The sequence below is a fragment of the Oceanobacillus sp. FSL K6-0127 genome, from assembly GCF_037983385.1.
GTDB lineage: Bacteria > Bacillota > Bacilli > Bacillales > Amphibacillaceae > Oceanobacillus > Oceanobacillus profundus.
Window position 1 is genome coordinate 197,206 of the sequence record NZ_CP150287.1, and the last position, 21,376, is coordinate 218,581.

Annotated in this window: 23 protein-coding genes and 2 pseudogenes; 11 read left to right on the forward strand and 14 right to left on the reverse strand. The window is 40.2% G+C overall.

The window, feature by feature from the left end; translation table 11 throughout:
• From MHH64_RS00940 to MHH64_RS00960, 5 genes and pseudogenes are all read left to right on the forward strand, one after another.
• Nucleotides 1–215: pseudogene (locus tag MHH64_RS00940) on the forward strand (GyrI-like domain-containing protein); the annotation flags it as partial.
• 533 nt (nt 216–748) lie between these two features.
• Nucleotides 749–1,165, forward strand: a pseudogene (locus MHH64_RS00945) (VOC family protein); the annotation flags it as partial.
• A gap of 6 nt (nt 1,166–1,171) precedes the next feature.
• Nucleotides 1,172–1,534, forward strand: coding sequence for a VOC family protein (locus MHH64_RS00950; RefSeq protein WP_240033712.1), 363 nt, complete (start codon nt 1,172–1,174; stop codon nt 1,532–1,534).
• A 42-nt stretch (nt 1,535–1,576) separates the two neighbouring features.
• A complete protein-coding gene (locus MHH64_RS00955) occupies nt 1,577–2,617 on the forward strand; it encodes a S66 peptidase family protein (protein ID WP_340002503.1) in 1,041 nt (346 codons plus the stop codon).
• A gap of 12 nt (nt 2,618–2,629) precedes the next feature.
• A complete protein-coding gene (locus MHH64_RS00960) occupies nt 2,630–3,073 on the forward strand; it encodes a VOC family protein (RefSeq protein WP_340002504.1) in 444 nt (147 codons plus the stop codon).
• 365 nt (nt 3,074–3,438) lie between these two features.
• Here MHH64_RS00960 and MHH64_RS00965 read toward each other — a convergent pair whose 3' ends face one another.
• The 13 genes from MHH64_RS00965 to MHH64_RS01025 form a co-directional block, all read right to left on the reverse strand.
• Nucleotides 3,439–4,311 (reverse strand): ABC transporter permease subunit, encoded by an 873-nt coding sequence (locus MHH64_RS00965; RefSeq protein ID WP_095310528.1) that lies wholly within the window; start codon nt 4,309–4,311, stop codon nt 3,439–3,441.
• Nucleotides 4,311–5,096, reverse strand: a complete 786-nt coding sequence (locus MHH64_RS00970) for a phosphate/phosphonate ABC transporter permease (RefSeq protein WP_095310526.1) — start codon at nt 5,094–5,096, stop codon at nt 4,311–4,313. The genes MHH64_RS00965 and MHH64_RS00970 overlap by 1 nt, the downstream gene beginning before the upstream one ends.
• A gap of 13 nt (nt 5,097–5,109) precedes the next feature.
• Complete coding sequence (phnC, locus tag MHH64_RS00975) at nt 5,110–5,874, reverse strand: phosphonate ABC transporter ATP-binding protein (RefSeq protein WP_095310525.1); 765 nt, start codon at nt 5,872–5,874, stop codon at nt 5,110–5,112.
• 84 nt (nt 5,875–5,958) lie between these two features.
• Nucleotides 5,959–6,999, reverse strand: a complete 1,041-nt coding sequence (locus tag MHH64_RS00980; RefSeq protein WP_095310523.1) for a PhnD/SsuA/transferrin family substrate-binding protein — start codon at nt 6,997–6,999, stop codon at nt 5,959–5,961.
• A gap of 169 nt (nt 7,000–7,168) precedes the next feature.
• Nucleotides 7,169–7,975 (reverse strand): PHP domain-containing protein, encoded by an 807-nt coding sequence (locus MHH64_RS00985; protein ID WP_340002505.1) that lies wholly within the window; start codon nt 7,973–7,975, stop codon nt 7,169–7,171.
• Nucleotides 7,965–8,684, reverse strand: a complete 720-nt coding sequence (gene phnL / locus MHH64_RS00990) for a phosphonate C-P lyase system protein PhnL (RefSeq protein ID WP_340002506.1) — start codon at nt 8,682–8,684, stop codon at nt 7,965–7,967. The genes MHH64_RS00985 and phnL overlap by 11 nt, the downstream gene beginning before the upstream one ends.
• Before the next feature lie 16 nt (nt 8,685–8,700).
• Entirely contained in the window at nt 8,701–9,885 is a 1,185-nt protein-coding gene (gene phnM / locus MHH64_RS00995) for a phosphonate metabolism protein PhnM (protein WP_095310518.1), read from the reverse strand.
• 57 nt (nt 9,886–9,942) lie between these two features.
• Nucleotides 9,943–10,779: an ATP-binding cassette domain-containing protein gene (locus MHH64_RS01000; RefSeq protein ID WP_251660090.1), complete on the reverse strand. Its 837-nt coding sequence runs from the start codon at nt 10,777–10,779 to the stop codon at nt 9,943–9,945.
• Nucleotides 10,772–11,638, reverse strand: coding sequence for an alpha-D-ribose 1-methylphosphonate 5-phosphate C-P-lyase PhnJ (locus tag MHH64_RS01005; protein ID WP_095310514.1), 867 nt, complete (start codon nt 11,636–11,638; stop codon nt 10,772–10,774). The genes MHH64_RS01000 and MHH64_RS01005 overlap by 8 nt, the downstream gene beginning before the upstream one ends.
• Nucleotides 11,628–12,743, reverse strand: coding sequence for a carbon-phosphorus lyase complex subunit PhnI (locus tag MHH64_RS01010; protein ID WP_095310512.1), 1,116 nt, complete (start codon nt 12,741–12,743; stop codon nt 11,628–11,630). The genes MHH64_RS01005 and MHH64_RS01010 overlap by 11 nt, the downstream gene beginning before the upstream one ends.
• Nucleotides 12,744–13,343 carry a phosphonate C-P lyase system protein PhnH gene (gene phnH / locus MHH64_RS01015; protein ID WP_303446963.1) on the reverse strand — a complete coding sequence of 200 codons (600 nt, stop codon included), beginning with the start codon at nt 13,341–13,343 and terminating at the stop codon, nt 12,744–12,746.
• A gap of 337 nt (nt 13,344–13,680) precedes the next feature.
• The gene (gene phnG / locus MHH64_RS01020; RefSeq protein ID WP_303446964.1) at nt 13,681–14,103 is read right to left on the reverse strand and encodes a phosphonate C-P lyase system protein PhnG; all 423 of its coding nucleotides are present in this window, start codon (nt 14,101–14,103) and stop codon (nt 13,681–13,683) included.
• A gap of 135 nt (nt 14,104–14,238) precedes the next feature.
• Nucleotides 14,239–14,982 (reverse strand): GntR family transcriptional regulator, encoded by a 744-nt coding sequence (locus MHH64_RS01025; protein ID WP_303446966.1) that lies wholly within the window; start codon nt 14,980–14,982, stop codon nt 14,239–14,241.
• Nucleotides 14,983–15,136: 154 nt separating this feature from the next.
• On the opposite strand from MHH64_RS01025, the gene MHH64_RS01030 reads away from it, so the two are divergent.
• Together MHH64_RS01030 and MHH64_RS01035 are read left to right on the forward strand one after the other, a co-directional pair.
• Nucleotides 15,137–15,472 carry a L,D-transpeptidase gene (locus tag MHH64_RS01030; RefSeq protein ID WP_118888370.1) on the forward strand — a complete coding sequence of 112 codons (336 nt, stop codon included), beginning with the start codon at nt 15,137–15,139 and terminating at the stop codon, nt 15,470–15,472.
• Nucleotides 15,473–15,779: 307 nt separating this feature from the next.
• Nucleotides 15,780–15,977: a hypothetical protein gene (locus tag MHH64_RS01035; RefSeq protein ID WP_095310504.1), complete on the forward strand. Its 198-nt coding sequence runs from the start codon at nt 15,780–15,782 to the stop codon at nt 15,975–15,977.
• 311 nt (nt 15,978–16,288) lie between these two features.
• Here the strand turns inward: MHH64_RS01035 and MHH64_RS01040 are convergent, their stop codons facing one another.
• The gene (locus MHH64_RS01040) at nt 16,289–17,338 is read right to left on the reverse strand and encodes an NAD(P)/FAD-dependent oxidoreductase (RefSeq protein WP_118888369.1); all 1,050 of its coding nucleotides are present in this window, start codon (nt 17,336–17,338) and stop codon (nt 16,289–16,291) included.
• Nucleotides 17,339–17,581: 243 nt separating this feature from the next.
• Here MHH64_RS01040 and MHH64_RS01045 point away from each other — a divergent pair, with 243 nt between their 5' ends.
• The 4 genes from MHH64_RS01045 to MHH64_RS01060 are packed head-to-tail and all read left to right on the forward strand — an operon-like array spanning nt 17,582 to nt 21,327.
• Complete coding sequence (locus MHH64_RS01045) at nt 17,582–18,382, forward strand: ABC transporter ATP-binding protein (RefSeq protein ID WP_095310500.1); 801 nt, start codon at nt 17,582–17,584, stop codon at nt 18,380–18,382.
• Nucleotides 18,379–19,287: an iron-hydroxamate ABC transporter substrate-binding protein gene (locus tag MHH64_RS01050; RefSeq protein ID WP_303446968.1), complete on the forward strand. Its 909-nt coding sequence runs from the start codon at nt 18,379–18,381 to the stop codon at nt 19,285–19,287. Before MHH64_RS01045 ends, MHH64_RS01050 begins: the two co-directional genes overlap by 4 nt.
• Before the next feature lie 25 nt (nt 19,288–19,312).
• Entirely contained in the window at nt 19,313–20,323 is a 1,011-nt protein-coding gene (locus MHH64_RS01055; protein WP_303446970.1) for an iron ABC transporter permease, read from the forward strand.
• A complete protein-coding gene (locus MHH64_RS01060; RefSeq protein WP_118888366.1) occupies nt 20,320–21,327 on the forward strand; it encodes an iron ABC transporter permease in 1,008 nt (335 codons plus the stop codon). Before MHH64_RS01055 ends, MHH64_RS01060 begins: the two co-directional genes overlap by 4 nt.
• Nucleotides 21,328–21,376: the final 49 nt, after the last annotated feature.

Consider the following 21,376-nt stretch of genomic DNA (forward strand, 5'->3'; position numbering starts at 1 on the left):
CGGGTAGAACTATTCACTACTTGCTATTCTATCCTTAAAGGAATTGGTCCCTCCCCTGACACGTTACAAAATGTCTGGGACGAATCTATTCCGAATGGTTCCCTTCTGCAAATTATGAACAAGCGGAAGGTCCTAGAATTTTATGGAATGAACATAATGATGTCTCGTCGCCGAATTTTAAAAGCGAGATATGGATACCCATTTCGCCAAAATAATTGGGATAGGAGAAAGCTGAATGTATGTTCAGCCTTTTTTTATGTATAGAGCCCTTCAACTTAGCTGCTACTAATCCGATCCAGGTGCGAAGAGCAGCACCTCTAATAGTGAACTTCAGCTTTTCTCCCTTAAACATCAGCAAATTTAACTCGAATATCAGCATTCCCCTTACCAACTTCAGCATTATTAACCATTCCATACAATCCCATCATGATAGGAAGGCAATATTATGATATCAATTATCTTTTTTAAAAAATAAGACACACTAATCAGCAAAGGAGGGATTCAGATGTCTGGAAGGCCAAAATCAAAAAATAAAAGCAAGGAAGAGTTAAATGCATTAAAAAAAGAGAATAAGACTGGTGTTAAATTGCATGGACCGAATCGTCCGTCACCATAATAGATGGTCAAGAGGAGCTGCTGCACGCAGCTTCTTTTACTTTTTTCGGTTCCTATTAAAGGTTTCTACTACCTGAATAGCGAATATCTTATGAAAGAGTTTCAACGGAACCAACTAAAAGGGGGGCTCAACTTGAATAGCAGTCTAATAAGGGTAGGAACTATCTATATTCCTGTTATGAATATAGAGCATGCATCAAAATGGTATGTGGACAAGCTTGATGCACAAGTTCGTTTTCAAGATGCAGAAAAGGCAATTATCGATCTTGCTAACCAAAGTTTTTTCTTGGTAAAGTCTGCAGAAGGCCAACGTGCCAATTTTATTAACACAGCCAATACGGAACACTTTTCCCTTACATTTGAAGTGGATGGAATTGATGCACTGATGGAATTACATAAAACACTTCGAGAACGTGACGTTTATGCTGAGGAAGTGGTGGATCGAGGGCATGTGGGCAGAAACTTCGTATTTCATGACTTAGACGGAAATAAATTTGACGTCTGGAGTGAGCTGAGTCCGGTATTTAAAGAAAAATACGGAATTCAACAAGAGAACGTGCCCTTGCGTTTGATTGAACGTATCGACACGATTTGCTTGCCTGTCAGCAATGTAGCCAAAGCAAGCACATGGTATCAAGATGTCCTTGGATTCCGGGAAGTTTTTAGCGACAACAGCTATCGTATTTTAAAAATTGGAGATAGTAATGTTCCATTAACCATTGAGGAAAATAGAACGAGTAAAGCTCTACAGGCAAATCAAGTATACCCTATCTTTTACACGCAACATATCAAACAGGTATTTGATCATTTAACAGACAAAAATGTAAACGTAACTGCTATCCAAGATGATGGCGTGAATCAATTTTTTAACCTATATGACCCTGATGGCAATCTATTACAGATGTGTTATTGGGAATAACAAAATTACGTTATCTTTAATCTGATGGAGGGGATGGATGAGATGAGAACATTATTGAAAAAACCAAATAAATTACAGCCCGGAGACAAAGTTGCAACGGTCAGTCCTTCTTGGGGAGGTGCTGGTGATGAACCAATACGATGGCGCTATGAGCAAGGTGTCCAACGATTAAAGGATGTATTTGGTCTAGAAGTTGTCGCTATGCCAAACAGCTTGAAAGGGTCGGACTATCTCTACGCACATCCAGAGGCTCGAGCCGAGGATTTGATGACAGCATTTGCCGATAAAAGCATTAAAGGAATTATCGCTAACATTGGTGGCGAAGAAAGTATCCGATTGCTACCCTATATCGATTTCGAGATCATCCGTGAAAACCCGAAGATATTTATGGGTTATTCAGATGTTACGATAGCTCATTTATTTTGTCATAAAGCGGGAATTTCCTCATTTTACGGTCCAGCTATCTTAACCGATTTCGCTGAAAATATCGAGATGCACCCTTACACCGTAAAAAGCATTCAGCAAACGCTTTTCTCGAATGAAAAAATTGGAGAAATTAAACCTGCTATGGAATGGACAAGTGAATTTTTAGAGTGGGATATCGCAAACAAAGACACTCAGAGGAAGATGCAGCCAAATTCGGCTTATGAAGTGCTGCAGGGAACTGGTGTCGTACAAGGCAGGTTGATTGGCGGTTGTATGGATGTTCTTGAATTTGCAAAAAGTACAGCGCTCTGGCCAGAGGAAAGCTATTGGGATGACAGTATTCTTTTCTTTGAAACCTCAGAGGAAAAACCAAAGCCAGATCTGATTAAATATTGGCTGCGAAATTACGCTGCACAAGGTATTTTACAAAAAACAAATGGTATCCTTTTTGCCAAGCCTTATGATGAAATATATTACACTGAATACAAAGAAGCGATACGCACAGTTATGCAGGAATATGGATTAGCGGACTTGCCAATTCTTTATAACATGAACTTCGGCCACACCGAACCAAAGTTTATTCTTCCATATGGGGCTCAGACTGAAATAGATTGCGATGAGGCTAGCTTCTCGATTATTGAAAAAGCTGTAGAATAAGGAGATGATTGAATGAATCGTTTAAATTTAATCACATTAGGTGTAAAGGACATGGTAGAATCGTTAGCGTTTTATCGGGATGGACTGGGATTTGACGTTGTTGTCTATGGCAAGGAATCCGATCCAGATGTTATTTTTTTCAATAATGGCGGAACAAAAATATCCTTGTTCCAGATTGATCGGTTAGCAAAAGATATTGATGAAGAGAATCCACCGCAAGTTAGTATCGGTTTTGGCGGAATTACGCTGGCATATAACGGGAAATCGAAAGAAGAAGTCGATGAGGTTTTTGCAGTTGCTGAAAAAGCTGGCGCTAAAATTGTAAAAGCACCTGAGATTGTGTTCTGGGGCGGATATAGCGGCTATTTCCAAGATCCGAATGGATTTTATTGGGAAGTTGCTTATGGCGAGAGCTGGCAATTTGATGAGAATGATATGTTGATTGTGAAGGAATAACAGTATTTACTCAAACGAAAGAAAAGCACCGCAAATGTGGCGCTTTTCTTTTTGAAGTAAATCATTTCCACTTTGTTCAACTTAAAGAAAAATCGTTACCGCAGAATAAACCAGCAATAAACTCATCGCTGCTCGAAAGATCTTGTCATGCTTTATAAAAACTTTTTTGAAGATCGAACCAAACCCCGACCACAAAAGCAGTGCGCCCCACCCTAGAACGATGGCCACAGTTAAATAAAATGCGATCGGTTTAATAGAATCACGAAATGGCAGAATAAAAGCACTCATCACGTTTAAAAAGAACAAAATACTTTTTATATTAATAATCTGACATATGCTGATTAAAAAGGGGGTTCATACAAAACTCAATTCTTTGCGGCCGCTGGGAAATAACGATTTTTCAATTGTGTTGAAACTATTTCTAAAATAATTGCGATAATGAGGATTGCGTACGTGATAAATCCAACCTCGCGCAAGTCAAAATAGAAACCCGATGCCATAAAGAGCTCAAATCCAATACCGCCAGCTCCTGCCGCGGCGCCCATTGCGACAGCGACACCGAAATTAATTTCGAATCGTAAAAATGTCCAGGATAGTAAATACGTAAAGGTAGACGGGAGCACGCCGTGTGTTACCATATGCCACCAATTAGAGCCGGTTGCTCGCATTGCTTCTAAAATACCCCGATCGACCTCTTCAAATGATTCGGAGAAAGCCTTCACCAAATAAGCGATTGAGTGAAATAGCATACCAAGTACAGCAGCTTCACTGCCAAGACCCGCGGCAATTGCAAAAATGAGAACCCATAATACAGTTGGAACAGCACGAATAAATGCTACAACAACACGTACCGATTTTGAAATCCATGGCTTGGATAGGTTTTCAGCTGCTAAAAAGGCTAGAAACAAAGCAATAATTGCTCCAATTACCGTTGCTAAAACACCCAACCCAACCGTAATGCCAATTTGATGGAAAGCCTCTCCCCAGCTGAAATGACTTAAAGTTGGCTCTAAGAACATCGTCTTTAAATTATATGCTGTTTCGGTAATAGCGCGTTCTAACTGCAACCCTGTGTAGTCAAAGAAAAAGAAAGCCATAATCGTTAAGACAGCTAACATTGCAATGGTCCACTTTGTTACGAGCTCAACCTTATTTCCAGCTTTAATATTAATTCGACCAGTCCGCGTCCGTTTTATGTAGGTTTGCTTTGGCTGTGCTCCTCCTCTTAGCATTTCCATTATAAGATCACCTTCCGTATCCGGTTTGAAATCAGTTCTATAATGATGACGGCAATGACAATTGTAAAAGTTACAAGTGCTACAGCGTTATAGTTTAGAGACTTGTAATATAAATCAAACGTATACCCGATTCCTGTACCTGTTAAAATCCCGACTAATGTAGCGCTTCGGATATTCGTTTCAATCATAAATAAAATCCAGCTTAGCATTTGTGGTAAGCTTTGTGGAATAACCGCCTTATTTACAATATGTGCATACGTCGCTCCCGTAGCCTGCAATGCTTCTACAGCACTTTGGCTAGCTTCATCAATTGATTCAATAAATGCCCTTGTTAAAAATCCAAGCGTACCAACAAATAAAGCCAAAAACCCAGTCAAGGAATTTTGTCCAAATGAAATTAGTAAAATGAGTGACCATGCAACAACCGGTATATTCCGTGAAAAAGAGGCAATCAACCGAGCAAGCACACTGAAGACATTGTTTACTTTTGTTGTTTTTGATCCCATTAAACCTAGGAACAACGAAATAATTGCCGCAAGTGTTGTTGCTGCTATCGACATAAAAATCGTTTCATTGAGCTTACCTAAGATCGCAGGCAGTCTTTCCCATGTTTCTTGTGTGATCCAGAGATTTGCGAAGATCCAGCTTAACGCTTTTGGTAATGTTGCAACGCTGTCGATAAAGTTGAATTCTGTAATAACTGCTGATAAATAGGTTATACCAATAATGATAATTAAGGATACTGTTGTGATCCATCTGCTTTTTCGCATCGCTTTTTCATTCACGCTTAATTGCTCCTTATACCGTAATTAATTCTCGTCGTTCCGTACCGTAGATATGATTAATTTGTTCCTCACGCAGAAGAGCACTTTTTCCATCAAACACAATTTCGCCTTTTCTCAGCCCAATAATTCGATCCGAATAGTCTTGGGCAACCTCTACTTGGTGTAGATTTACTAGACAGGTGATGCCTAAGTCATTTGTGATTGACTTTAAGTGATCCATAATAACCTTGGAGGAATTGGGGTCCAAAGAGGCAATTGGCTCATCGCAGAGAATAAGCTTTGGATCTTGGATCAGTGCACGGCAAATGCCAACGCGCTGCTGCTGCCCACCACTTAATTGGTCACAGCGCTTATACGCATGCTCTTCAATTCCAAGCTTCTGAAGCAAGAAAAAGGCCTGTTCCTTCTCCTCTTCACTAAATCGTCCTAACACGCCTTGTAAGGTTGTTTTGTAGCCAAACCTACCATGAAGGACATTCTCAATTACGGTTAAACGTGGCACTAGATTATAGTGCTGAAATACCATCCCGATGTCAGTACGCAATTTCCGCAAGTCTTTTTTCTTTAGTGATCCGACATCTAGGTTATTGAAAATTACCTTCCCCTCATTGATTTCAACCATCCGATTGATGCAACGTAATAGTGTAGATTTCCCCGCACCAGATGGACCAATAACCGAAACAAACTCACCAGTTTCCACAGTAAAATTAACATTTTTTAATACTTTGGTTTCTAAGTTATACGATTTCCCAAGTCCTTCTACTTGTAGTAATGACATGTTTTTCCGCTCCTTTGTCACCTATTTAGTAAAATAGAGTATGCATTCAACCTTATGCACACTCTATCTCCATGTGTAATCTACTTATTCTGAAAGCTCACGAATTGGGTCAAACCAGGAATCTTCAACAGGAATAAATCGTTCCTCACCTGATTTAAAGAATAATCCAGACTCACCAGAATCTTCCGGTACAAAGATTTGTTCGTTATTTGCAATTTCATCTGAAGAAAATAGTTCTTGCAATGTATCAAAATCCTCTTGTCCTAATACATCCATATTTGCGGCAAATGGTGCATTCAATACTGGTGTTACGCTCATTAAAACAAATTCTTTACCAGCAACTGTATTGAATGGTTCTGCAGCATCGTCTTTCACACGATAAACAGCTCCAGGTGTGTTTGCTTCCCCTTCAACAAGCTCTACATAGTTTTCTACGCATGTATCACAGAACGCTGCTACTTCAGCAGAGTTATTTAAAAGATTAACTGCCGAACCTTGGTGCGACCCACCAAATAATACTTGAGAGAATAATGGACCACCTTCCATTAGATCCTCCCCAGTTAAATCTGCATATTCTTCTTGCTCACTGAAATGTTCAATGATTCCAGAGGATGGTACGACAAACCCGGAAGTTGAACTGTTTGACACAAAAGAGAAAGGTTTATCAGCAATTGTATCTAGTGAAAACTCACCGTCTACTTTAAAATTATCTTGCTCATCCACGTTTACTGCTAACCAGCTATAGTAAATCGCATCGTCTAATGTACCAGATTCACCAGATGGAACGACTAAAGGTTCTACCGCATCATTTCCATTTTTAGCCTCAATGTATCCAACTGCACCCATAAACGCAACATCTGCATTATTGTTAACAAGTGTTTCAATTGCAATCGCATAATCGGTTGTTAGATGGTGTTCTACTTCCTTATCTGTTGCTTCTTCGATCACTCGTCCAATTTCATCACGCGAAGATTTCATATCATTACCAGATTCATTCGGATACCAAACAATATCAATGACATCATCTACTTCTCCATCCTCACCTGAAGCTGTTCCGCCAGAACAAGCCGCAAGCATTACAAGTACTAAAGCGAGCATTCCTACTAAATACCAGTTCTTCTTCATGAATGAGTTCTCCTTCACCTTTTAAATTTAGATGTGCAGCATAACATTCACGCATAAGGATTGTTAACGTTTCATTCAACCCCTACCTGCACAGCTACTATTAAAACATAATTTTTTCAAAAAAATAGGCTATTTACATTGTTTTAACAGTATCTTAAGATAATTCAAACTAACTAAATAATAGGTTTATCGGGCTCGTTATATTTCCTATCTGAACACTCTTTCCAAATGAACCATGATAGTCTGTTCCACCAGTCATTATCAGCTGATATTGATTCGCTAATGATTCAACTTTTAACACGTCCTGTTCATCGTGATCTATATGATTACGTTCAATGCCACCTAATCCAACCTCTATAAGTTCTGGTATCAGTTCATAGGAATCCAATTGCCCTGGATGTGCTACAACCGCAATCCCGCCATCCTCGACCACTGCACGAACAGCATCAAAAGCGTCGACATATTCGATATCGCCTGCTGCTGGCCCGTCTCCTTTAAAAAGCCTCTTGTAGAGCGATTGATAGGCATCGGATGAATAAGAAGCACTTGTTAGCTGCTGCATCACATGCTGCTTATAGATTGTTTCACTTGGCTTTGCGGCTTTGCTTATCGTATCTAAATCGAGTCTAAACCCGACCTTCTTGATCTGCTCGATTTGCCAAAGCGTGTGTGCATGACGACGTTTTAAAAGCGAATCACAGAGCTGTTTAATATGACGTGCTTCTGGCTGATAGTTATATCCCAGAATATGCACTTTAAGATCTCGCTTAAAGTCGTAAGCTGAAATCTCGATTCCAGGAATAACCTCAATTCCATAATGCTCTCCTAAGCGTTGTGCTTCAAGCAATCCCGCTGTCGTATCATGATCCACAAAGCTAAGATGTGTTACACCATTCAACTGTGCTTCACGCATCACCATTTCAATCGAATCGGATCCATCGGAATATGTGCTATGGACATGTAAATCAACCTTCATTCGTAACACCAGCTTCGGCAAGAAGCTTACCTGCCCGCATATCGTAGACCTTATCGCAGAGTCCCTCCATAAATTCAATATCATGGAATATCCCTACGAGCGTCGTGCCATTTGCTTTTAATTTTTCAATAATTTCACGTACCTTTAGCTTCGATTGCTGGTCCAAGCTTGCAGTCGGCTCATCGAGCAATAAAAGTCGTGGTTTTTTCACCGTTGCCATTGCTATATTTAATCGCAGTTTTTCTCCGCCTGAAAAGGTGTTCGGGTACGTATCCCAAAGTTTTGGATCCAATTCAAAATGGATTAACGCCTTTTCCGCTTCAATCTGTGCAACTGATTCCGTTTCTCCCATCTCAAGGAGCGCCTTTTCCACAAGCTGTCTTGATGTCGTTCGTGGCATCACATTTAAAAATTGCGACACATAGCCGATCTCATATTTCCTTAAATAAAGCATTTGTCGTTCTGTCGCTTGGCATAAATCAATCCTTCCAAACCGTGCAGAATCATACATCATTTCGCCTGCATCTGGTAAATAGGAACGATAAATGCTTTTTAAAATAGTCGATTTTCCGCTGCCACTTTTACCAACAATCCCAATAAATTCACCTTTCTCTATAGAAAAATTAACCTGTTCTACTGCTTGCATTGTTTTATTTAAATGATGAATTGTGAACCTCTTGCCAAAATCATTCACGTCAAGCATTGTCATGTTAGCTACCCTCCTTTTAGTTCAATCGGTAGTTCGTCGTCGTGATAACTGCTCCGTTTACCATTGTCATGGTCAGCATCGGATAGCCATCATCCATTCGCTCAATAATTAAGAGATCCGCTTTTTTACCAGGTTTAATGGAGCCAAGCTCATCATCCATCCGTACCGCTCTAGCTGGATTAATCGTGACCATCCGGAACATTTCATGTAAATCATAATGATGCTTTTCGTGTAATTCGAAGATTGCATGGAGTAATGCAGCTGGATAATAATCACTGCAAAGAATGTCAATACAGCCATGCTTGATTGCTTCTGCTGCTGATAAATTTCCAGAATGCGAGCCGCCTAACAGCACATTTGGAGCCCCAGCAACAGTCTGCAATCCCATTTCCTTAGCCTTTTTAGCGACCTCCAATGTAATCGGAAATTCACTAATCGTCGTTCCAAAGGATTTTACTAAATCAATCTTAGCAACATCATCATCGTCGTGGGAGGCAACGGCAATACCTTTCGCTAAAGCTATCTCCGCAACTTCTTTTATTTTTTCAATCGTCATAAAAGTACTGTTTTGGCGTTCTGCGATGATGGTTTGCACATCGGAATCAGAGATATCGCGATAGCCTTTTAACGTTTCCCTGTACACTTCTAAATCTCTGTACTGTCCTTGACCTGGCGTATGATCCATAAACGATAATAAATGCACCTTGTCATTTTCAATATTTTCAACAAGACGATCCACTTCATCAATATTATCGATTTCAAAGCGTGCGTGCAGACGGTGGCGAATCAAGCGCAATTCATTATGTGTCGCATCAATCGCATCGACTAGACGCTGAACATTTTTCGGGTAGCGCATCGGTTTATGGGTAAAAACATCCTCGCGATAAAAGGATAGCGAATGAAACATCGTTGTAATTCCATGGCTAATTAGGATTTTCTCTGCTTCACGCAAGCTAATATTGACATCCATCATGCTTGTTGGTCTTGGTGAGACAATTCCTTCAATATAATCGGAATGGATGTCGATAAAGCCCGGGGAAATGTAGCCTCCGTTTGCATCAATCCACTTGGCATTCGGATATTCAGATAGCTTTTCTTCTGGGGTAATTTCCTGAATGATTTCACCGCTCACAACCACTGCATATCCTTCTAAAATTTCATTTTCTGTTACAATTTTTCCATTATGAATGATAAGAACCATCAACGTTCCTCCCTATAAATAAGAGTTCAAAAGGATACCGGACTTTTTGAACAGCTTCTAAAGTAATGAGTAAACCAATTGCTGAGTATATGCATGCTGCGGATCCTCTAAGATTTGATCTGTCAGACCTTCCTCAATAATGGAACCATTCAGCATCACAATCGTACGATCCGCCAGCATGCGGATAACCGCTAAATCATGGGAAACAACGATCATGCTAATTCCAAGCTCACGCTGAATTTTCTTAATAAGATCGAGCACATTTGCTTGCACAGATAGATCAAGACCAGTGGTTACTTCATCTAAAAATAAAATTGGCGGGTTATTTGACAGCGCCTTGGCAATTTGCACGCGCTGCTGCATGCCACCCGAGAAATTCCTCGGCTCTTCCTTCATTCGAAACAGCGGAATATGTACATTTTGCAGTAAGCTTTTACTAGTTTCCTCCATCTCGGATACATTCCGTTTCCCAGCTGCAATGAGTTTTTCCGCTATATTTCCAACCGAGGAAAAATTCATTTTTAATCCATGCACGGGATTTTGATAAACCATGCCATACTGATGATTGCGAATGTAACGCTTCTGCTGGGACGACAGTTCAAATACATTCCGTTCGGCTGAACCTGGTCCACCATCAATGTATGCTGCTCCAGATGTGACCTCCGCATCAAAATACAAGCACTGCATCATCGTCGATTTGCCACTGCCGCTTTCCCCGACAATTCCAAGGATTTCCCCGGCAAATAAATCAAATGAAATATCATGACAAGCATAGACAGTCCCGCAATTTGGACAGTAATTTTTTTCTAAGTTCTGTCTTTCCTTACATCTGCTGCATCCATCGCCAAACTGCTTTTGTAAGTTTCTCACCTTCAATAGAGGCTCTTCATGCATGGCTTGTCTCCACCTCGACTTCCTCTTTCTTATTTAACCGTTCAATGCAATAGCTCGTATCATTGCATTGATAGATCGTTTCGTTTGTAGCCGGATCAACCAACTCATCTAAAAAGACATCCTCCGCACCGCATAAATGACAGCTCTTTCCGGTAAAGGTTTCTACTGCAAATGGATAGTCATCAAAAGCAAGCGACTCCACATCCGTATAAGGTGGGATTGCATAAATTTTCTTCTCTCTCCCTGCACCAAGTAAAATCAATGCTTCCGACTGATGCATTTTCGGATTATCGTATCTTGGAATCGGACTCGGCGCCATCACATAGCGGTTATTCACGTACACAGGATGGTCTGCACCTGTAGCCGTTCTCCCGTACTTCATAATTTGTTCAAATAGCATAAGCCATGCACCACTATAATCATTTTCCGAATGGAGGATTTTTGTTTTGTATGCACTTTTTTCGACACGCCTCAATGGTTCTGGTTCTGGAACCTGCAAGACCAGAATTTGCTCAGGAGTGAGCGGCACTTCCGGAATCCGGTGTCGGGACTGAATTATACTTGCCTCCTGCGTTCTTTCCACAAGCTCCACTCCAGTCGTCGATTGCACTAACTTCTTGATGCTGACAGCATTCACGGATTCATCTGCACCTTGGTCAATCACTTTTAATACGTCATTTTTTCCAATAATTGATAAGGTGATTTGCAGTCCTCCAGTTCCCCAGCCACGTGCAATCGGCATTTCTCTCGAAGCAAATGGCACTTGATACCCTGGTATCGCAATAGCCTTTAAAATCGATCGGCGAATTTCCTTTTTCGAGCCTTCATCAAAAAATGCAAAATGGGATTTAGTTTTCATCTGTATGTCCCCCTTTCTTGACGTTACGGATACTATCCAATTTCGATTGGAATGTAACATAATGCGGCAATTTTAAATGCGATATAAATCCTGTCGCTTCCACCGAATCAATATGTAATAAAACAAATTCTTCATCGTGTGTCGGAAAACTGGATTCTGGATGCTCCAGGCATTGATCTAAAATACTCATCGCTATTGCCTTTGTTTCATTTTGGCCGTAGCAAATACCGTAGCCTATTTCAAATTCCAGTTCCTGCTCATTCGCGTCGTTCTTTTTTGTAACCGGAACAAACGACTCGACCTCGGTTACTTGGATTTCACCGATGTAGAATGCATCCTCTTCATCCTGCTCACCTTCATTTGGATGTGCAACATAGATCGGCAAGCTGCCAACACGCACTTCTCCAACAGTTGGATGGACTTGCCCATATCCTCGCAGCGAAGCATAGCCCAATGCTGTCACTGCACCTGTCTGTCCTCTCGTTAACACTTGCAAACGAGCACTTCGTGAAGCCGGAAACGCTATGCTTTGCTTCGTAATATCGACTGGATCTGTATTATCTCTTTCGTAGTTTTCAAATAAGCCCTCTTCCCGCAAGTAATCTACTACTTTCGGAAAAAATTCTAACTCATCGGATGCTTTTACTGCTTCTGATGCTTTTTGATAGTTGGATAGCCACGCTTCATTTTCTGCAGGGTCTTCCTCCAGTAGCTCAAAGTCTAGTAAACGATGCGTGTAATCCTTTGTCGCGCCAAGGATCTGCCCACCAGGAATATCTTTAAAACTAGCAGAGATCCGTCGTTCCACAAGCATTGTTTCGGATTCAACTGCTTGACTGTAATAGAGTCTAGGTAATGTCGAGCGATGTGCTCGCATTAAAAAGACAGCTTCTTCCATGCTTCCCTCTGCTTGTTTAATAGCAAGTGCTGCCAAATACGGGGAATACAAACTGCTCTCTGACATAATTTGGTCAATCAGACTTTTCATTGTAGCCATGATTGTCTCAATTTCGATGATTTCCTGATTCTTCAACCGTTCAAATGTTAGACGCTCGATGGAAGCATCAATCGCCTTCGTTCCACCCTTTACTGCAACATAACCCATCTATTCCACCTCCATCATGTCGACCTTCGTTGTCCGAGGTATGCAGACAACCTGTAAATCTTCATCTGTCAACATCAAATCAATTCCTAATGGATATTCCGCCACACAGACATTTCTCGCCTGCCACACAGCTGGTGTGAGCGCTGTTTGCAGCTTCGTTTGATCTTTTATTCCAGGGCCTGTTAACATAAGCTCGCCTTCATGTACGTCGCTAAATGCGCTTTCGATGATCCAAGTAGCCGATGCATGTGGATCAATTAAGCTCCCTTTCTTACATTGCGTCATCGCATTGGTAATTGCTGTCTCTGGTGTTCCTTTTAGCACGATGACAAAGTCTGCTTTATCGATTGTTGTATGGGTTGCTAATGTATATTCCGAAATTTTTTCGGGTAAGTTTTGTCCGTTGTCCATAAGTACATGAAATGTCACCTCTCGATCGAGAAGGGTCATAATTGTAAGTAACGTTGCATCAAGCATTTGCAGATTGTAATCATTGCGGCCTGCCAACGTTTGAAGCGATGCAATTTTTCCTGGACGTGACATATTATCCAATATTTTTTTGTAGACAAACTGCAAATCGTGCACGTGATCAATAGCCATCGTATCTCTCCTGTCTGACTTTAATGAAAAGGAAATAAAAGCTTTGATAATTGTATTTAAGTAATTGGATATCTCTAGTATTCAAATTTGTGAGTGACCAAATTTATTCGATTTTCTCCCGTTTGGACGGTCATCAACTTTATGAGTGACCAAACCCATTCAATTTTCTCCCGTTCGGGCGATCATACGCTTCATGAGTGACCGAACCCATTCAATTTTCTCCCGTTCGGATGCTCATACGCTTTATAAGTGACCGAATCTTTTCGATTTCTCCCCATTCAGGCTCTCAGTATCCTCATGTGATGTTTAAGCTCTAAAAATATGTATAGACATTCTCTTAAACATCCATCGTCTGGAAGTCTACCTTTGTTTCAAATAGCTTCGCCTGGCCTTTTACTCGTTTTTGAATAATCTGCCTTTCTGCTTCTGCCAGTTCTGCTTCCCATGCAACTGTTTCTGGGAGGTTCGCTTTGTATGCCGCGTCAATTATCGCTAGGTTTCTAGCAAGCTCGTTTTTCATCCCAACAACTATACCAATCCCAATGCAGTTTTTGATTTCTGCTTTTGATTCGGTTACTAGGACCTCTCCCATATAAAACAGGGAATTCTTTGCTGACTCTCGCATTTTAACCATTGTCAGCCCTTGCTGTGGAGCAATAATTTCACGATAGTCATAAATAGCTATAATAGATTCTGCAAGTTTTTTTGCTAATGCAGGATCACCTTGAATAAGAATTTCTGTTCTTCTACGTCTTTTCATATTCGGTACGACCTCCTTTACAAATCAAGCTTAACTTGTCGCCAAGTTGTTGTGTATTAAGAGAATGTATTGTTTTTGTAAATATTTTTAACATAAAAAACAGGTAAGGAATCCATTATTAGATTCATTACCTGTTTAATCCATTGTTATATCATACTGAAATTTATCACTTCGATATAAAATCTTTGTATATTCTAATACTTTTTCAGATTTTCCATCGATACAATTGCTTTCGACGACAATGAGTGGAACCATGCTTTTGCAGGCTAGCAATTCTTGCTCAAAGACAGTCGGAAAAGTTGTGCTAAGCAATGATTTATTACTTGAGAACTCCTCGTATCCAAGCTGTCGATAATAAGCAAACATGGATTCAATTGCCGGTCCATCTTTCCCGATAACTGGGAAGTTCGTTTCACTGACAAAGGAGTTATGTATCGCAACTGGTTCGCCGTTTATATAACGTAATCTACCAATTTTAAAAATCGTATCTCCCTCCACCGCCTGTAAAATCCGATAGATTTTTGCATCAAAGGGGATTTCTTCGCAATAAACATTCTTGGTTGTTAGATCATAGCCTAGTTGCTTCATTTTATCCGTAAAGCTGATTTTACCTGTTAAATGCAAATCAATATGCTTTGATTCTTCTTTTAAATAGCGCCCTTTCCCTTGCTTAGAATAGACAATTCCTTGCTCTTCTAATTTCATCAATGCATTTCGTACTGTCATTCTTGGAACTCGGTACTTTTCTACAAGCACATATTCCGAAGGCAGCTTGGTCCCAGGTTTTAATGTCTGATTGGCGATCTGCCGCATGATATCATCTACGATTACGTTTTCTTTCTCGGTTGAAATAGTTTCATCCCCTTCCATTTTCCACATTACATATTCACGTTTTTTATATAAATTTGTAGCTTCATTATATCATTTAGAAGTCCTTAAGATTCATAAAAATCCATGGAAAGATAACGTTTATGAACACAAGTAGGCTTAATCCCATATACTTAAAGTAAATTAAAAGCAGGAGTTGATATTGTTGGTAAAATGGATTGATATATCGGTGGATAACCGGCAACTCAAGTTGTACGATGCTAGTATGTTGTTGAAGACATATCCAATTGCGGTTGGCAAAATTTTAACACCGACACCGACTGGAAATTACATCATCGTTAATAAAGAAGTTAACCCAGGTGGACCCTTCGGTGTATTATGGATGGGTTTATCCAAGCCGCATTATGGAATCCACGGTACAAATGACCCTTCTTCTATAGGAAAAGCTGTATCACATGGTTGTGTTCGAATGTATAACGAGGATGTGACAGAGCTTTCATCCATGGTGTCCATCGGAACAAATGTATATATCCATCCATAATCCAACAACACAGTATTTCACCGTTATAAAGAACACATCTCTTGTGATATTGAAAGAATGAACAAGAAGAAATTGATCTCCCTACCTAATTTCCAGTGTATACTTCTGCAAATAAATCACTTTAAGTCTTCTTACTCATATAATCTGTTCACCTCCCCAACAAAGGAATGACCATTTATATAAATGTAGTTAATAAGCATTACCAATAGTTTGATTTATTTAAATATTTTAACACTGGATTAATAATACATAAATATTTTTCATCTATACTGTAGTAGAATCAAATTTTTCTGAAGAGGTGATGACGTTGAAATTGAAAAAATTAACTTTCGTAACGATGTCAGCGATGCTTTCCACAGCTTTATTATTTGGATGTGCATCAGAGGATGAGGAAAATCCTGAAGAACCTGCAAGTGGAGAGCCTACAACTGAAGAGCCAGCTGAGCAAGATGATTCAGGTGAGCCAGATGCAGAAGAGGGAGAAGAAGAAGAAGGACAAGAATAAAACGTATCGACTGTTTGACATTGTCGATATAAACTGTAGACGAATTATACATCTCTGAAGTTTCTAGACGTTAGGATTTGAATGCGAAGAGCCGTTACTACTGTAACGGCTCTTATATGTGTTCAACTGTCTTCTATATCCTATTTGGTGTACGTAGATCTGTCTCGCTCTACAGCTGACTTCTATGTACAAAACATATAAAACCGATTCTTCAAATGGAAAGAATCGGTTTTATATTGCACATTACGTTAGACATTTGTATATTTACAAACACTGATATTAATGAAATATAAAGGATTGCTCATTTTCTATCAATGCACCATGCTCTGAATAATTTCACGATTACGCTGTTTGAAAAGCTCATTGTGTGAAGAAACCATACCAAACTTTTCTGCACCTGGCTGAATATATTGCTTTGCCTTATTAACAGCATTTGCAGCATCCTGGAATGCACCTGCAATGAGATGTAATTTCCCTTCATGATGCAAAATATCTCCAGCAGCATAGAGTCCTGGAATGGAGCTTTCACTGCTCGCATTTCCAGCAATGTAGTAACCTTCTGCTATTTCAATATCAATTGGACTGTTCTCAAGAAGAGATGTGTCTCGCTCATAACCATGATTTATAATGACTTCATCTATTGGCAATGAAACAATTTCTTTCGTTTCATGGTTTGTTAGCTCAACATGCTCAATTAAATCCTTATTCGCACGTGCGATTAGCTTTGTAATCGAACAATTAAAGTAGCAAACTGCTGAACCATTTAATAACCTGCTTGCCTGTGCCTCGTGACCAGAAAGGACATCCTTTCGATACGTAAGAAACACATTCTTCGCAATGCTTTGCAGCTCATTGGCCCAATCAATTGCTGTATTTCCTCCACCAGAAATAATTACCGTTTTATCTTTGAAGCGTTGAAGTGATTTCACCGTGTAATTCAGATTCGAAACCTCGAATCGCTCGGCGCCTTCAATATCGAGTCGCTGCGGATTCAAGATTCCACCACCGACAGCTACGATTACCGTTTTCGAATAATGTATTTGCCCAGAAGCTGCTTGTAAGACGAACATGCCTTCATCATTTTTATTGATGGATTCAATCTTCTCATTCATTACTACGGTTGGATGAAAGGTTAAACCTTGCTCAATGATTTGATCAATAAATTTTGCTGCAGGGGTCGGTGTTAACCCGCCAATATCCCAAATCATTTTCTCAGGATATACATGAACTTTCCCGCCAAGAACTGGCTGATATTCAATAATCTTAGTCTTCATTTCCCTTAAACCACTATAAAAAGCTGAATATAGCCCAGCTGGCCCTCCCCCAATTACCGTCACATCAAATAATTCATCCTGTTTCACTTTCTTTCACTCCTTAAAAAAGCTTCCACTGATTATCATTCTCAATTGAAAACGCATTTTTGTCAAGAGCAAATCGATAAAACTTCTTATTAAATGTAAAAAAACACATCTGAATCTCCTTCATGAATGATTGTAAAAATAATGTATTGACAAAAGAAACGATGCAAATTATAGTTTAGGAGACTAGCTCGATAATGAGAATCATTATCACTATCCGAAGCTACCTGAAAAGAGGGACCTAACATGTTTCGTCTACAGACTGAAAATATAAATATTGGTTATGGAGAACACTTAATTGTGAAGGATCTTAGTGTTGAAATTCCAGATAAAAAAATCACAACCATCATCGGATCGAATGGCTGTGGAAAGTCTACATTGTTAAAAGCGATTACACGAATTATTGCACACGAATCTGGAACCGTCATTTTGGATGGTGAAGATATTTCGAAACAAGATACAAAAAAACTAGCAAAAAAAATGGCCATCCTCCCACAAACTCCTGAAAGCACAAACGGCTTAACGGTTGGAGAGCTTGTTTCCTATGGACGCTTCCCCTATCAAAGTGGGTTTGGGCGCTTAAAGAAACGCGACTATGAAGTGATTGAATGGGCACTCGAAGTTACAGGAACGTTAGAGTACCGCTTTCGTCCGGTAGACGCGTTATCTGGTGGACAGAGACAACGCGTCTGGATTGCGATGGCGCTTGCTCAGGAAACAGAGATTATTTTTTTGGATGAACCAACAACTTACTTGGATATGGCACATCAGCTTGAAGTGTTAGAGCTTCTGCAAAGCCTTAACCAGGAGCAAGAAAGAACAATCGTAATGGTACTTCACGACCTGAACCAGGCTGCTCGCTTTGCTGATTATATTATCGCATTAAAGGACGGACAAATCGTACAATCTGGCAATTGTGAAACGGTTATTACACATGATGTATTGAAAAAAGTATTCCAAATTGATGCGGAAATTGGCAAAGACCCTCGCACAGGAAAACCGATGTGCATCACATACAACTTAATGAAAGAGGAGAAACAACGATGAAAAAGTTAATTATTCCATTCGCATTCCTGCTTGTACTACTGATGGCATGTAGTAATGAAGGGGCAGAAACAGATAATACTACAGATAACAATTCAGATACAATCACCTATGAATCAGAAAATGGACCAGTTGAAGTTCCAGCTGACCCACAGCGTGTCGTCGTTCTTTCATCCTTCGCGGGAAATGTCATGGCTTTGGATGTAAACCTTGTTGGGGTTGATGCTTGGGCTAAAATGAACCCTCAGTGGGAAGAAGATTTAGCTGAAGTAGAAGAGGTTAGTGATGAGAGCCTGGAAACGATCCTTGAGTTGGAACCTGACTTAATCATTGGTCTTACTGGAATCAACAATGTCGATAAGTTAAACGAAATTGCTCCAACCGTATTGTTCACATATGGAGCTGTTGATTACTTAACACAGCATTTGGAAATTGGTAAACTGTTAAATAAAGAAGAGGAAGCTAAAAATTGGATTAATGATTTCAAACAACGTGCTGAGGAAGCAGGCGAAGAAATTCGCGCAGAAATTGGCGAAGATGCAACAGTTTCTGTTATTGAAAACTTCGATAAACAGCTTTATGTCTACGGCGACAACTGGGGCCGCGGAACAGAAATTCTTTATCAGGAAATGGATTTGAAAATGCCTGAAAAAGTTGCCGAAGAAGCACAGGAGGCCGGCTATTATGCGATGTCTTTAGAAGTACTTCCTGAATATGCTGGTGACTATATGATTTTCAGCCGATTTGATGAAACAGACAATTCCTTTATGGAATCAGACATTTATCAAAACATCCCTGCAGTAGCCAATGACAATGTTTTTGAAGTAAATGGACATGAATTTTATTTCAATGACCCATTAACATTAGAATTGCAGCTTGCTTTTTTCAAAGAAGCTTTCCTTAACTAACTATACAGAGAAAAGATGAGTATTTATGAAAAAGGAAACGAAAACGTCGATACCCTTTTATTACAAAATGATAGTAGTCCTGCTGCTCTTTGTTGGGACATTTATTGTATCCATTGTTTATGGAGCTGCCGATATTCAAGTAAAAGATGTGTGGCTGTCACTTGCTTCCAATGCGGAGGGAAGTGACATTTCCATTATCCGGGAAATTCGCTTGCCACGAGAAGTTGCCGCTGTTTTTGTCGGTGCAGCCCTATCCATAGCTGGAGCAATTATGCAGGGCATGACGCGAAATCCACTAGCTGACCCTGGCTTGCTTGGATTAACAGCAGGTGCAAACGCTGCACTTGCTGTTGCAATTGTACTGCTGCCATCTCTCAATTATTACGGAATTATGTTTACATGCTTCCTTGGAGCTGCAATCGGCGCTGCAATGGTGTTTGGAATAAGCGCTATTAAGCGTGGAGGATTTTCTCCTTTCAAAATTATTCTTGCTGGAGCAGCAGTATCTGCTTTTCTTCAAGCTGTATCGGAAGGAATTGGGATCTATTTTAACGTATCCAAAGAGGTATCCATGTGGACTGCTGGAGGGCTTATCGGCACAACATGGGCACAGCTGCAAATCATTATCCCATTTCTTATTGTAAGCATGCTTATTGCATTCGGGTTTTCTAGACAATTAACCATTCTAAGTCTCAATGAGGAAGTTGCTGTCGGTCTTGGACAAAAGACAACGCAAATTAAGGCCGTTCTGTTTGTCATCATTATTCTGCTAGTAGGTGCAGCAGTCGCATTAGTTGGAAATATGGCATTCGTCGGTTTAATGGTTCCCCATATCGTCCGAGCAATTGTTGGTACAGATTATCGCTACATCTTACCAATGTCAGCTTTTGTTGGGGCAATTCTAATGCTCCTTGCTGACACACTCGCTCGTACTGTCAATGCTCCGTGGGAAACACCGATTGTCGCTATTATTTCGGTTTTGGGTCTCCCCTTCTTCCTGCTCATTATCCGTAAAGGGGGGAGAGCATTCACATGATACATCCAAAGTTAATCAAAAAACAACGAATCGTTCTAGGGTTATTAGTATTTTTTACCCTACTCACGATTATCATCAGCATGGGAATTGGAGATGCTGCATTATCCTATGATCGAATTATTCCAACCTTGTTTGGTGCTGGTTCATTTAAGGAGTCCTTTGTTTTATTTTCTATTCGCTTGCCGCGGATTATTGTTACAATTCTTGCCGGGATGGCGCTTGCTCTCTCTGGTGCAATTCTCCAAGGGCTAACGCGTAATGACTTAGCTGATCCAGGAATTATCGGCATTAACTCTGGCGCCGGAGTAGCAGTAGCGATTTTCTTTTTATTTTATCCAGTTCAATCTGGCACATTTGTTTACATGCTTCCGGTCGTTGCCTTTATTGGGGCGTTTCTTACTGCTCTGCTTATTTATGTTTTTTCTTATGAGAAAAAACGACCGCTCGACCCGACACGCATGATTATTATTGGTGTTGGTTTTTCACTGGCGTTATCCGGTATCATGATTGTTCTCATCTCATCCCAGGAACGTGCAAAGGTTAGTTTTATCGCGAAATGGCTCGCAGGGAATATTTGGGGAACGGACTGGCCATTCATTTTAGCAATATTACCATGGCTAATCATCTTCATCCCCTATGCCCTGTATAAGGCAAATCGCTTAAACATTCTTGCACTGAACGAACCGGTCGCAATTGGTGTTGGTGTTGCCGTAAAAAAAGAACGCATCCTTTTACTTTTCACTGCAGTAGCACTGGCAGCTTCAGCCGTCTCCGTTTCAGGTGGAATTGCATTTGTCGGGCTAATGGCACCACATATTGCAAAATCGCTAGTCGGACCGCGCAATCAGCTATTTATTCCGGTAGCGATATTATTAGGAGGCTGGTTGCTGTTAATTGCAGATACCATCGGAAGAAACCTTGTCTCCCCTGACGGCATTCCAGCAGGTATTGTTGTTGCGCTTATTGGTGCACCATATTTTATGTATCTGTTATTACGCAAATAGCAAGTTTTGCTGACAGTCTTTGTTTAAAGACTGTCAGTTTTTTTGTTTG

Excerpts from the sequence above, each read along its gene's own strand:
- MHH64_RS00955 (WP_340002503.1), top strand. The coding sequence starts at position 1,577 with ATGAGAACATTATTGAAAAAACCAAATAAATTACAGCCCGGAGACAAA.
- MHH64_RS00960 (WP_340002504.1), top strand. The coding sequence starts at position 2,630 with ATGAATCGTTTAAATTTAATCACATTAGGTGTAAAGGACATGGTAGAA.
- MHH64_RS00965 (WP_095310528.1), bottom strand. The coding sequence starts at position 4,311 with ATGGAAATGCTAAGAGGAGGAGCACAGCCAAAGCAAACCTACATAAAA.
- phnC (WP_095310525.1), bottom strand. The coding sequence starts at position 5,874 with ATGTCATTACTACAAGTAGAAGGACTTGGGAAATCGTATAACTTAGAA.
- MHH64_RS00980 (WP_095310523.1), bottom strand. The coding sequence starts at position 6,999 with ATGAAGAAGAACTGGTATTTAGTAGGAATGCTCGCTTTAGTACTTGTA.
- MHH64_RS00985 (WP_340002505.1), bottom strand. The coding sequence starts at position 7,975 with ATGAAGGTTGATTTACATGTCCATAGCACATATTCCGATGGATCCGAT.
- phnL (WP_340002506.1), bottom strand. The coding sequence starts at position 8,684 with ATGACAATGCTTGACGTGAATGATTTTGGCAAGAGGTTCACAATTCAT.
- phnM (WP_095310518.1), bottom strand. The coding sequence starts at position 9,885 with ATGGTTCTTATCATTCATAATGGAAAAATTGTAACAGAAAATGAAATT.
- MHH64_RS01000 (WP_251660090.1), bottom strand. The coding sequence starts at position 10,779 with ATGCATGAAGAGCCTCTATTGAAGGTGAGAAACTTACAAAAGCAGTTT.
- MHH64_RS01005 (WP_095310514.1), bottom strand. The coding sequence starts at position 11,638 with ATGAAAACTAAATCCCATTTTGCATTTTTTGATGAAGGCTCGAAAAAG.
- MHH64_RS01010 (WP_095310512.1), bottom strand. The coding sequence starts at position 12,743 with ATGGGTTATGTTGCAGTAAAGGGTGGAACGAAGGCGATTGATGCTTCC.
- phnH (WP_303446963.1), bottom strand. The coding sequence starts at position 13,343 with ATGGCTATTGATCACGTGCACGATTTGCAGTTTGTCTACAAAAAAATA.
- phnG (WP_303446964.1), bottom strand. The coding sequence starts at position 14,103 with ATGAAAAGACGTAGAAGAACAGAAATTCTTATTCAAGGTGATCCTGCA.
- MHH64_RS01025 (WP_303446966.1), bottom strand. The coding sequence starts at position 14,982 with ATGTGGAAAATGGAAGGGGATGAAACTATTTCAACCGAGAAAGAAAAC.
- MHH64_RS01045 (WP_095310500.1), top strand. The coding sequence starts at position 17,582 with ATGTTTCGTCTACAGACTGAAAATATAAATATTGGTTATGGAGAACAC.
- MHH64_RS01050 (WP_303446968.1), top strand. The coding sequence starts at position 18,379 with ATGAAAAAGTTAATTATTCCATTCGCATTCCTGCTTGTACTACTGATG.
- MHH64_RS01055 (WP_303446970.1), top strand. The coding sequence starts at position 19,313 with ATGAAAAAGGAAACGAAAACGTCGATACCCTTTTATTACAAAATGATA.
- MHH64_RS01060 (WP_118888366.1), top strand. The coding sequence starts at position 20,320 with ATGATACATCCAAAGTTAATCAAAAAACAACGAATCGTTCTAGGGTTA.